Annotated in this window: 11 protein-coding genes and 1 pseudogene; 9 read left to right on the forward strand and 3 right to left on the reverse strand. The window is 31.5% G+C overall.

Annotated features, from left to right (window positions below; all coding sequences use genetic code 11):
* Positions 1-149: 149 nt before the first annotated feature.
* A complete protein-coding gene (locus P8625_RS04870) occupies positions 150-1664 on the forward strand; it encodes a hypothetical protein (RefSeq protein ID WP_279652361.1) in 1515 nt (504 codons plus the stop codon).
* 60 nt (positions 1665-1724) lie between these two features.
* On the opposite strand, the gene P8625_RS04875 is transcribed toward P8625_RS04870, so the two are convergent.
* On the reverse strand, positions 1725-2648 hold the full coding sequence (locus P8625_RS04875; protein ID WP_279652362.1) for an EamA family transporter: 924 nt from the start codon (positions 2646-2648) through the stop codon (positions 1725-1727).
* Between the two features lie 472 nt (positions 2649-3120).
* Complete coding sequence (locus tag P8625_RS04880) at positions 3121-4626, reverse strand: hypothetical protein (protein WP_279652363.1); 1506 nt, start codon at positions 4624-4626, stop codon at positions 3121-3123.
* 243 nt (positions 4627-4869) lie between these two features.
* On the opposite strand from P8625_RS04880, the gene P8625_RS04885 reads away from it, so the two are divergent.
* The 8 genes from P8625_RS04885 (at position 4870) to P8625_RS04920 (ending at position 11084) form a co-directional block, all read left to right on the forward strand.
* Positions 4870-5343, forward strand: coding sequence for a nucleoside deaminase (locus P8625_RS04885; protein ID WP_279652364.1), 474 nt, complete (start codon positions 4870-4872; stop codon positions 5341-5343).
* Positions 5344-5394: 51 nt separating this feature from the next.
* Positions 5395-5919 carry a hypothetical protein gene (locus tag P8625_RS04890; protein ID WP_279652365.1) on the forward strand — a complete coding sequence of 175 codons (525 nt, stop codon included), beginning with the start codon at positions 5395-5397 and terminating at the stop codon, positions 5917-5919.
* Between the two features lie 952 nt (positions 5920-6871).
* Positions 6872-7150, forward strand: coding sequence for a hypothetical protein (locus P8625_RS04895; RefSeq protein WP_279652366.1), 279 nt, complete (start codon positions 6872-6874; stop codon positions 7148-7150).
* 197 nt (positions 7151-7347) lie between these two features.
* Positions 7348-7854: a DUF6624 domain-containing protein gene (locus tag P8625_RS04900; protein ID WP_407704770.1), complete on the forward strand. Its 507-nt coding sequence runs from the start codon at positions 7348-7350 to the stop codon at positions 7852-7854.
* A gap of 94 nt (positions 7855-7948) precedes the next feature.
* Positions 7949-8767: a hypothetical protein gene (locus tag P8625_RS04905; protein WP_279651640.1), complete on the forward strand. Its 819-nt coding sequence runs from the start codon at positions 7949-7951 to the stop codon at positions 8765-8767.
* 155 nt (positions 8768-8922) lie between these two features.
* Complete coding sequence (locus P8625_RS04910) at positions 8923-9750, forward strand: hypothetical protein (RefSeq protein ID WP_279652368.1); 828 nt, start codon at positions 8923-8925, stop codon at positions 9748-9750.
* Between the two features lie 161 nt (positions 9751-9911).
* Positions 9912-10544, forward strand: a complete 633-nt coding sequence (locus P8625_RS04915) for a hypothetical protein (RefSeq protein WP_279652369.1) — start codon at positions 9912-9914, stop codon at positions 10542-10544.
* A gap of 147 nt (positions 10545-10691) precedes the next feature.
* On the forward strand, positions 10692-11084 hold the full coding sequence (locus P8625_RS04920) for a hypothetical protein (protein ID WP_279652370.1): 393 nt from the start codon (positions 10692-10694) through the stop codon (positions 11082-11084).
* A 1-nt stretch (position 11085) separates the two neighbouring features.
* Here the strand turns inward: P8625_RS04920 and P8625_RS04925 are convergent.
* Positions 11086-11980: pseudogene (locus P8625_RS04925) on the reverse strand (IS982 family transposase).
* Positions 11981-12049: the final 69 nt, after the last annotated feature.

Genomic DNA, 12049 nt, shown 5'->3' on the forward strand with positions numbered 1-12049 from the left:
AGCTTTGATTTTTAATTATGCTCCAAAAATGCTTCTTCTTGAGTGATTGTTCAAAACATTATCAACAAAAACCTAACGATATAATTAAGATTACAATTTTAATTATCTTTATATTTACTACTAAAATCATACATAAATTTAACGATTAAATGAATGGACTGAACAGTATTATTTCTTCTTTTTCTGCGGAAGAGCAACAGCGTTTTATCGTGTTTTTAGAAAAGCGAAACAAACGAGTAGACACCAAAAATATTCAATTATTCAAATTAGCTCAAAAAGGAGAAACTTCTACCAAGCTTATTTGTGAAGCGCTATACGGTGCTCAAAAAAGAGAAGCTTTTTATACACTTAAACAACGTTTGTATGAATCGTTAATTGATTTTGTAGCCAATAATAAAATTCAAGGAGAAAATTCAGTAGACATGCTTTTGATTAAGTATGTTTTGGCTGCCAGAGACTTTTTGCTTCATAAAAATAACAAAGCGGGTTATAAAATTTTAGACAAAGCTGAAATAATTGCAAAAGAACATCAACTGTTTCCTATTTTAAATGAAATATACCACACAAAAATTCAATACGCACACACTATTCCATCAATTGATTTTAATAAAACAGTTGCGTATTTTAAAGAAAACCAAAGAGCTCTTTTTTTAGAAGAAGAACTGAACATTGTATATGCAAAAGTTAGGCATGCTTTAAAAATAAACACACATAAACATACGTTAGATTTTGAATCACTTATTAACAAGCTCTTTAAAGAACACCGAATTAATATACAACAAGACTTATCATTCAAATCTCTTTATCAACTCATTGCTATTGTTAACATTTCTGCTTTTATTCATAATGATTATTTAAAAACAGAAGTGTTTTTAACTGAGACGTATAACATTCTTACTAAAAAGAAAGGAAAAGAAAAACAAGTGTTTTACCATATTAGGGTTTTGTTTGTAATAGCCAATACCTTTTTTAGAAATAAGAAATTCAACGAGTCGTTGACGTACTTAGATAGTATGCATGGGTATATGTTACAGCATAAAAAAAAGTACTTTAATCGCTTTTATTTGAACTACAATTTATTATTGGCCTTAAATTATAACTATACCAATAAGCAAGAAACCGCTATTAAGTTGTTAGAAACTGTTTTGCAAAAAAAGCATTCTGACATTAAAACTATTCTTGAAATAAAATTAAGTTTAATTACTTTTTACTTTCAAAGCAATGAATTTAAGAAAGCCATGCAATTGTATAGCAAGTTTTACCACTCAGACCAATGGTATATTGATAAAGCTGGGGTTGAGTGGACGATAAAAAAGAATCTAATCGAAATTCTATTACACTTAGAACTACAAAATATAGATTTATTTGAATCTAGATTATTGAGTTTTAAACGAAAACATATTCAGTTCTTATTAGAAATTAATCAAAAGAGAGTAATCACATTTTTAAAATTAGTAGAACAATACTATAAAAATCCAGCTAGTGCAACTACTTCTGATTTTTTTGATTTGGTAGAGCGTTCATTTGTTTTTGTTGAAGCCAAACAAGAAGATATTTTTGTGATGAGTTTTTACGCTTGGTTAAAAAGTAAAATGATACAACAACCCATTTATGAGGTTACTTTGGCATTGATAGAAAAAGTACAACTTCAAAGTACACATTAAAAAATAGTGTTTGCAAAATGATATACTTGTTAGTCTTTTGTAAAAAAGAAACTAAACTCCTTACACCTTTTGTGGTTTTGAATTAACTTTCAACTTAGAAATTCGTTTTCTAGAAGTAATAAAATACACTCCCGACAACAACACTATAGATGCTATGATAGATTGTGTTGTTAAGGTTTCATCTAAGAACCACCACCCCAAAAACAAGGCTACAACAGGGTTTACATAAGCTGATGTTGATACTTTTTCGGCAGAAACCACTTTTAGCAAATAATTAAATGAGGTAAAGGCTACGATACTTCCAAAAACAATTAATAATACCATCGAACCCTGCGCTTTTAACGACCAATCTATTGGTGAAGACCATGGTTCATTTAACAAAAGTGATGCTATAAAAAGAAATATTCCTGCTATGAGCATTTGATAGCTAGTACTTACAAAAAAGTTTTTTGGAAGCCTCGCTTTTGCTACGAAAATACTTCCGTAACTCCAACTCAAAATACACGAAAAAATCATTAAAACACCTCTTAGCGTATCTTTTGAAGTTGTTATTTCATTTTGACTCACTAATAAATACATTCCTGTAATTCCTAAAACAACCCCAATAATTGATTGTGCTTGCATTTTTTTTCCATCAACCAAACGCAATAGCAGCAATACAAATAAAGGTTGCGTCGCTGCTAACAAAGCCGCAAAACCACTATCAACATACTTCAAAGCCCAAACAAATACACCGTTTCCGTATATTAAAAAAAGAAAAGCTGCTATGGCAGCGTTTACTAATTGTTTTTTAGTTGCTTTAATAGGTACTTTTAAAAATATAGCAATGAGCATAATTAAAATACCCGATAAAGAAAATCGAGTAGCCGCTAATAATAATGGTGGTACTTCTGTCACCACAATTTTATTAAGTAAATAAGTAGAGCCCCAGATAATATAAATGGCTATAAAAGCAGCTATAATCAGCGGTTTAGATTCTTTCATCTTTTTGTATTGTAATGAGCCAAAAGTACGGTAAAACCTCTTTGCCTATTCTTAAAAAATCAAAATCATTTAAACTATTTGAAGCAATTTTGATTAATCATCATTCTTTCACATGAGTTTGGGGTAAAAAACAGTTATAAAAATGAGAAAATAAAGCATCTTAAAGTGTTGGTTTTTAATTTATGTGCGTCCTCCCTACCTCGTCGGAATCGATAGTTAATTGTTTTAGAACCAAGAAAAGATCACTTTTACTTTTGGAATAGAAACATTTCTATTAGCCTTTAATCTTCTATTCTGTCACCTCGAACGTATGAGAGTGGTCTTAAAATTGCTTGTTAAACCTTTTAAAAGATTCCCCCTATATCATTCGAATGCTTTCACTTTGAGTAAAACGTGCAATAACTAATAAAATAAAACCTCCCCAGTAATAAATAAACTAGAGAGGATTTTAAGTAAAGTCAATCTTAAAACGTTACTTTAAACTGTTTTTCATAAAGTCATCTACTTCTTGCTTTGCCTTTAAGGCTTCTACTTCATTAAATGTTTTTCCTGCTCCTCTTAATAGGTAAGCATTAAACACGTGACTTAAGTATAGTGGTGATTTCTTATTTGTTGAAAAGTTTACTGCGTTATGACAGCTAAAGCAGCTCGCCAAATTGTCTGCTTTGATATCTTTTAAACTACTTTTAAAAGTTTGTGTGTATGTTTCCATGGTCACATTAGCACAGTTTACTGAGCCTCTTGCTAGCGAAGTAGGTTCAGGTGTAGCTTTCCCTATATTTTCTCCTAAACTATTTATTGTTGCTGTTTGTTGTTCAGGAGTCAATCCGTCTGTATCAATCCAAAGAGAGCCATTGTAAAAATAATTTTTCCATACATCGGTTAAATTTTCTTTTACACAGGTATTTAGGTTCTCTATATTATTAAAGTTTATAGGTTCTGGCTGACTTGTTTGCATGAAGTTTCCTACACTGTCTCTTGGAATTCCATATTGAAATAAATCGTATGCTTTATACGGTAACTTCGCACTGTCTTTACCCCATTTAATTCCGTCAATTCCAGTGGTAGTTCCTTCAGCAAATAATACTTTACTGGTAGCTGAAGTTGCTTTGTTTTCTTTCCAATTATAATTTGGTGCTAAATCATCATGCTCAAAAGTAGCCCAAATAAATTCTGGGTGATTTTCTACAATTCCTACAACGTGAATTCCTAATAACGCTACTTCGGTATTGGTGTATGTTGTTCCGTCTGTGCTCAAGGCCGCTACTGTTGTGTAATAGTTATCAATCTCTTCTTCTGCGATAGCAGTTACTGGTGTCCATGATACTTTTAATTCTAACGAGCCTACAGGAAACGATGCTTGATTATCTTTACCTAATGTTCCGTTTATTATGGAATCTCTATACTTTTCTGATGCTTCTTTCATTGTAGGGCTTACGTGAATTGAATAAAATACGGTTTCAGACACGCCTGCTTTGTTGTAGCTAGGGTTTGTTTTTAATATTCCTCCTGATCCTGCTTGGGCTGTATCTTCTAATACTACAGCAGCTCCTGGTTGGGGTGCTACATCTTCCATGTGTGATGTTACTTGGTACATTTTCTTAGGGTTTAGAAATAATGGTAATATTTCACCTACATATAAAGGAACTTCTTTCCCTTCTTGTTTTACAACTAATTTTTCTATTTGATATTCGGGTTTGGTTAGCCATAAAAACTTTTGCCATGACCATTGGTGAAAAATTGCATTGGTCGTACTCGATACATCAAACGGACTTCCTTTTCCTTCTGCTGGAGCTGGGGTTTGTGTGTGAGGAAACCAATCGCTTTCACATAAACTTTGGGTTGTTGTTTTGTTGTAGGCCGTCTCAGCCACTTCTTCTGCTTTTGTATTTTCTTTTTCTTTCTTTTTACAAGAATTAAAAAACACAACACTCATTACAAGCATTGTATTTAACATTAGTTTGGTTGCTAATTTCATGGTTGATTTATTTTTAATAGTATCCTACAAATTAGATCCTTTTGCACAAAAGTTTTTAAAATAATGTCACAAGCTCTTAAATTGCAGTTACAAAAAGCTGTTTTTTGAGACCAAGTGTAGTTTCATTTTCCAACTTTTCATAAATAGCTAAGTATACTATTTTTAAAATAGTAACTTATTTAGCAATGTATACCGAAGAAAAGACTTAGTTTTGTATCCCTTTTTTTGATAAAAAATGAAACAATGAATACACACGAAGAATATATGAGTGAAGCTGTTAAAGCGGCTTTAAAAGGAATGCAAAATAACGAAGGAGGTCCTTTTGGTTGTATTGTAGTAAAAGATGGAAAAATTATTGGTCGAGGAAACAATAAGGTTACTTCTACCAACGACCCAACAGCTCACGCAGAGGTAACTGCCATTCGTGATGCCTGTAAAAACATTGGTTCTTTTCAGTTAGAAGGTTGTGTTGTGTATACTTCTTGCGAACCTTGCCCTATGTGTTTGGGTGCTATTTATTGGGCACGTCCTGATAAAGTTTTTTATGGTAGCAACCAACAAGATGCAGCCAATATTGGTTTTGATGATGCCTTTATTTATAAAGAAATTCCACTCCCTTACGAAAAAAGAAGCATTCCTTTTGAACAAATAGGGCGTGATATTGCCTTAGAACCTTTTGAGAAATGGTCTGAGAAAGAAGATAAAATCGAGTATTAAAATAGGATTATTCTCAGTTGTAAAACATACAAAAAACTACTATAGAAAGGAATGAATAAAAATTTATTGGAATTATCAAGACATTGTAAAATATGTCAAAATTTAGATTTTGATATAAGCTATGGAACAAGATGTGGATTGACTAATGAGCGACCAGACTTTGAAATTCGTTGTGGAAAAATAGACTTTGGAGACAAAGCTGAGAACTACATTACTGAGATATCTGTAGAAAAAGAATTAGTTAACAAGGCAAGATTTAATTATATAGGTACTTTTATTATGTTCCTGATTATAAGTCTAACTTTTATTGTTGGTGGAGCGCTCTTGACAAATAAAATATTTGGATTTGGAATCTTTCATACAGCTACTCTAGTCCTAATGGGAATTGGATTATTAGCATTGCCTAAAGCTTTTGGAGCATTAAAAACTTACAGAGCTAAAAAAGAGGTGGCTGATCAGAAAATTAAAATTCTTAATGACACTCTAAACAAATATGGAAAGAAGTATGAGATTGATTTAGAGATCAATGAAATTCATGGTGTTAATGAAATTAAATCTAACGTAAGAATATATTAAACGTTTTACAACAGGGTGTATAATTAATTGCGGCTGAATTTCCTCGTCGGAAATTCAATCTTATTAATTATCTTTCCGCAACATCGGAAAAGAACTTGCGTCCTTTTCCCGCAAAAAATCATACACAAATACGTTATAAAAACCTAAAAACGCTGTTGCATTATAGCAACAGCGTTTTTTACTCGTGCATCCATACTTCACCGTACCCAACAAACATTTTTCTATACAGATACATACTTTTATCTTTTTTATGGTTTGCTATTACTCCCTTTAGGTAGTGAATACCACTCCCCTTACCGAGGGAGTATCACTCCCCTATAATGGGAGTATCGTTCCCCTTACTATAGGAGTGCCGCTCCCCTTACCGTTAGGGTGTCACTCCAATTAGGCTTCGTGTGTCGTTATAATGAGGCTTGGGGCATTATCCCGATAAAAAATGTGTTACTTTTTATGTTTATTTTTTATATTTGGAAGGATATACGGTCGTAAAACCGTCGGCTTATGCTACTTAAAGAAGTAGTTGATGCGAAAGTGACAACAACTAAACATGCTCAAATAGCTGCAACCTGCACAGCGATATAAAATCGTTTATGACAAAAAAACTACTTTTATTACTTATATAACTGAGCTTATGGGATTCCGTAAGAATGTATGCACGTTATGTAGTAAGTTTGTAGGAACAGTATAATTAATAGTAACTTGTTTTAAGAACTTTATAATATCGCATGCTTTTGTTGAAATAAAAGCATGAACGTTTAACTATAACGAGTTAAAAACTATTAGAACTCAGAAATTAAAAACCCTTGTAATAGTTTAGAAAGAACAGTATATTTATTAAAAAATAAAAGCACTAAAAATTAACAAAAAGTATCTTTATACCTCCAAATAGGTTGTATAAGAGTGCTAAAGGTATTTATATAAACAAGTTAGCATTCATTAAAAAACGAAACCTATGAAAAAAATAATTTTAATCGCTCTAATAGGAATAATATCAGGCTCTGCTTTTGGTCAAAAAGATATGACCGAATACAAATTATATGTTCAAAAAGCGGATTCTTTGTATGACGCAAAAGATTACAAAAACTCGGCAATCGAGTATCAAAAGGCATTTGATTCAAATAATGGCAAAGCATTTCCAAATGATAGATATAACGCTACTTGTTCATTTGCATTAGCAGGAGAAACTGAAAAGGCATTTTATCATTTGTTGTATTCTTCAACTCACCATTAATAAAATATAAAAATTATGGTCATATAACAACTGACCCTGACTTAAATTCACTTCACGAGAATGTTTTATGGGAAAAGCTAATTTCTGAAATTAAGGCAAACAAAGATGAATATGAGAAAGATTTAGATAAGCCTTTAGTCGCAATTCTTGATACAATTTATCAATCTGACCAAGGATATAGAAGGCAAATAAGAGATATCGAAGAAAAGTATGGCCGAGAATCTGCTGAGATGAAAGAACATTGGAAGTTAATCAATGAAACCGATTCAATTAACCTTATAAAAATCAAAAAAATATTGGACGAACGTGGTTGGTTAGGTCAAAAAGTTATAGGTAATCAGGGAAACAGCACATTATTTTTAGTAATTCAACATTCTGATTTGGAAACCCAACTCAAATATTTACCAATGATGCGTGAAGCAGTTAAGATTGGGAATGCAAGTGCAAGTAGCCTGGCACTATTGGAAGATAGAGTTGCTCTACGACAAGGGAAAAGACAAATTTATGGTAGTCAAATAGGAAGAGACCAAGAAACAGGTGAATATTATGTGTCACCACTTATTGAGCCTGAAAAAGTAAATGAAAGACGTGCAGAAGTTGGGCTTGGAACGATTGAAGATTATATCAAGAATTGGAATATGACTTGGGATTTAGAGAAACACAAACAAAGAACGAAAGAAATAGAATCAGAGAAAAAAGAATAACGAAATGCTAACACTGTATAAGCGATAATTGCTTCCTATCGTCAGCTACTACGCTTATACTAAACGTTATAGCCAATTACAGACAATTATAAATATGAAAAAAGAAAAAAACTTATTGAATTCAATATTTCTGCTTTCTATTTTGACCTTATTGATTTCATGTAATAATTATTCGAACCAAAACATCAAAGTCATATCACCAAGTGACACATTATATGGAGATCTTTATATCGGAGAAAACTCTTCTCCCACAAAATATTCTCCAAATGGATATTATATACAAGCTATAAAGCCAGAATATGGAATTTGGCAAAGACTACAAATCAATAATACCGAAAAAAATATAGAACCTGACATATTCTTTCATGAAGATAGGGTAAATCATAGTTACATATACGATTCATTAACTGTTGGTTTATATAATGTTAAATATTTGTCTGAATTGAATGATACTATTGAACAAATAATAGATTTTAATCAAAGTATAAGACTAGAATTTCCAGCTAAGCTAGAAAAATATTATAAGAAAAAGAAAATCAAAGATTTTGAAATGGGTATGTTCTCAAAAAATGACACATTACAATTTCTTTTTTTAAACAAAGGTTGTTTTGGTGGATCTCCTCCTACTTTAATAGAGTTTTTTTTCAACAAAAAAAATGAAATAGTTTACAAGGAAAGAATTATTGATGAATCTAGATTTCAAACTTGGTTATATTCTGAAAACTCAGACTATAAAGAAAATCTTAATAATTTTATCAATAGTCTTAAAGAGCTAGATGAAAACGATGAAAACTTATGCTCTTCCGAAGATGATTATGTTTTTAGAATAAAAGGAACTAATACAATTTACTGTCTGAAAGATAAATCTTGTAGACTTATGAGAGCGATCTCAAAATTGATGAAAAATAAATAACTGGCTATAACAAGGTGTATAATTAATTGCGGCTGAATTTCCTCGCCCGAAATTCAATCTTATTAATTATCTTTCCGCAACATCGGAAAACGACTCGCGTCTTTTTCTCGCAAAAAATCATACACAAATACGTTGTAAGTCATTAAAGCAAACCTATGAAATACATATTATTACTCGGAATTCTGATTTCATTTTCCGGAACAAATCTTATCGCTCAATCGACTTCTGACAGTCTGAAACCAAAAATGAAAATGGTAAAAGAAGTTTTGTATAAACCTGAAAATGGCGAATTAAAAAGCCGAGAAAATCTATTTGAAACTGATTTAAGCTCTTATAAGGTTTATGATAAAAATGAGAAGATAATCGAATTGGGACAATATGAAATAGATGGCTCTATTTACGAAACGAATTTTTATGAGAGAGATGAAAATGGCAAGGCATTAAAAGCTATGCAAAAGAATTCTTCTGGAGAATTAAAAGGTTATTGGACTTATACATATGATGACAACGATAATATGATTGAAGTTAAAACCTATGACTCAAACGATAATTTGGTTAAAATACAATCAAACAAATACGATGAAAAAGGTAATAATGTAGAGATGATATTAAAAAGTCCTGAAAGTGAAAACGGCTGGAAATATCTCTATAAATATAATTTTGACAATAAATTAGTTGAGAGATTTAGATATAAACCAGATGGAAGTTTAAAAGACCGAAGAACATATTCTTACGGTAAAGACGGAAATGAGAATTTACAGTTCAAATTCAATCCTGATGGAAGTTTTATGAAGTTTGTTTCCGAATATGACGAAATGAATAATATGACTATTCAGAACTGGTTTAACGAACAAGACGAACGAACACACCAAACTTCTTTCGAATATGTATATGACGAAAATGGAAATTGGATTTCTAAAAGGAGAAGTTCTAATGGAGAATTAGGAATGGTTTGGGAAAGACAAATTGAATATTACGAATAAAAAAATACGTTGCACAACAATGGCTATAAGTAATTGCTTGTTCTCGCCTACTTCTGAAAATCCTAGCGGATTTTCAGTTTAGTGTGTACTTGCAAAGTTTAGTGCTAACCCACGCAACTACCCATAGCCGAGACGTTGTACGCAAGCTGAAAAAACATTACGTGAATTTAGAAACTGCAAAATATATAATTGACTATTTTCCAAATCTTATGACTAATGAGGAATGGAATGCTTTGAGATATTTAAGGCTAAAATCCAAAACTCAAGGGAATCCGAAAATGGAAAAAATTCTAAAGAGTAAAGGGGATTTATCGATTAGTGAAAACGGATTGGAATTGATTAAAAAGGGTTCTGAAAGCTTCCGATTAAATGTTGCGAAAAGAATATTGGAGGAACGTGGAGCTGATTTATTTCTAAATAAATGCCCAAATTGCGAATTTCTAGCTAGAACGCCTCAATCTAGGCAATGCAGAAATTGCGGAAATAATTGGCACAATATTAAAGTTGCGGATTTTAAGCTAAATAGTTCTTTTCAGCTAACAGGAAAACAATTTTATTTGCTTGGAGAAATAAGAAACGGAAATATAGAAATTGGAAACTTTATCGATTTAACAATGCTCGGAATGAATTGCAAACCGAAAATCGAATCAATAGAGTTTGCTCTTAAAAAAGTAAATGGAGAAGCAACAGAAGATATTGCTTTGGGAACAAATGAATTGACTGAATCCCAAAAGGAGCGATTAAAAAAAATCGGCATGTTCGGAACACCATTTGATATTATAAAAGAAAGATAAAGCCAGCGTACAACACCGTGTATAATTCATTGCTAGTACTCGCCTACTTACGAAAATCCTCGCGGATTTTCTATTCGGTTTGTATTTGCTAAATTAGTTGCTGAAACACGCAACTAACCATACACTACACGTTGGCATTAATACGAAATGAACGAGGAAATAACAGACAGAATTGAACAATATCTTGAATTAGATACAAATTATGCCATCATAATTAATGGCGATTATGGAATTGGAAAGACTCATTATATAAAGAATCAACTTTTTCCTAAAATTGCCAAATTAAAAATCCCTAATTCAGAAAAGGACGAAACCTATATTCCCATTCTAATTTCTCTATTTGGAGCTAAATCTATAGAAGATATTCAAAATCAAATATTTGTTGAGTTATATCCAATATTAAAAAAAAGAGGTATAAAAATAGTAGCAGGTTTAGGTAATACTGTTTTGAAATATTTTGGAAGCAATCTTAAAGATTTATTATCTGAAACAGGAACATCAAGCGAAAGTTTAACTGATTACAACGTGAGTTCGGGATAGTTTATCCTATTCTTTGTAAGTTATCGATATTGATATTAGGTTTAGTTGGATAAAACGAATAAGCGATTAACCCTGCGACTAAATTTAAGATAAAGTTATCGAAGCTTCTGTGTCTTGTATGCTCTATTTGACATACGTTTTTCAAAATATCATTCACACTTTCAATAACAGCCCTTTTTCTAAGCATAATTTTATCATAGATATGCATAAGAGTATTTTTCATATTCTTTCTAATTTTTGTAACCAAATGTATTCCATCTACAAAAAGCTGTTCAAACAGTTCTTTACCTACATACCCTCTGTCGGCAAATATTTTTCCGAACACACGATTATGAAAGGCTTTATCTTTAAGTGGTTGCCTGTCATCTATATTACCTTGCGTAATTAAAAAGTCAACGATATCGCCCTTTTCATTGATAATAATATGAAGTTTAAAACCAAAGAACCACCCCATGGTTCCTTTCCCCTTTTTTTGCGGTGTTTTTAAAAACTTTGTTCTGCTTTTCTCTTTTATAATGACATACTTTAATAGTGGTAGAATCTAAAAAGGAGATCCCTGTACATTGACCTAAACAGTGCATTTGAAGAAACAGTATCATAGGCACTGAACAACGCTTTTTCAATTCAACAAATCGGTTATAGGAAACTAAATCTGGAAATTCTTTTGACAAGTGTTTGCTAACATATTCGATATAAAAGTGTTTAAAACACCTAAAACCACTAAAATGGAAAAGCACCATAATTGTGATTATTTCACTTTGGGTGAGTTTAGGCTTTCTTCGTCTAACTATCTTTGAACAGGTTTCTAAAGCATTTTTATCAATAACTTGATTAATTTCGGTACAAAAATCATCAATTAAACAGAAAAATTCAGTAATTTTAAAATCAGAAATCATAGTGGAAAATTTAGTTACACAATTAAAAATCAGTACTTTAATTTACTAAATTTTTCGCTTTTTTTCGTG

It is taken from the genome of Tenacibaculum tangerinum, assembly GCF_029853675.1.
In the GTDB taxonomy this organism is placed as follows: Bacteria; Bacteroidota; Bacteroidia; order Flavobacteriales; family Flavobacteriaceae; genus Polaribacter; species Polaribacter tangerinum_A.

Excerpts from the sequence above, each read along its gene's own strand:
- P8625_RS04870 (WP_279652361.1), top strand. The coding sequence starts at position 150 with ATGAATGGACTGAACAGTATTATTTCTTCTTTTTCTGCGGAAGAGCAA.
- P8625_RS04875 (WP_279652362.1), bottom strand. The coding sequence starts at position 2,648 with ATGAAAGAATCTAAACCGCTGATTATAGCTGCTTTTATAGCCATTTAT.
- P8625_RS04880 (WP_279652363.1), bottom strand. The coding sequence starts at position 4,626 with ATGAAATTAGCAACCAAACTAATGTTAAATACAATGCTTGTAATGAGT.
- P8625_RS04885 (WP_279652364.1), top strand. The coding sequence starts at position 4,870 with ATGAATACACACGAAGAATATATGAGTGAAGCTGTTAAAGCGGCTTTA.
- P8625_RS04890 (WP_279652365.1), top strand. The coding sequence starts at position 5,395 with ATGAATAAAAATTTATTGGAATTATCAAGACATTGTAAAATATGTCAA.
- P8625_RS04895 (WP_279652366.1), top strand. The coding sequence starts at position 6,872 with ATGAAAAAAATAATTTTAATCGCTCTAATAGGAATAATATCAGGCTCT.
- P8625_RS04905 (WP_279651640.1), top strand. The coding sequence starts at position 7,949 with ATGAAAAAAGAAAAAAACTTATTGAATTCAATATTTCTGCTTTCTATT.
- P8625_RS04910 (WP_279652368.1), top strand. The coding sequence starts at position 8,923 with ATGAAATACATATTATTACTCGGAATTCTGATTTCATTTTCCGGAACA.
- P8625_RS04920 (WP_279652370.1), top strand. The coding sequence starts at position 10,692 with ATGAACGAGGAAATAACAGACAGAATTGAACAATATCTTGAATTAGAT.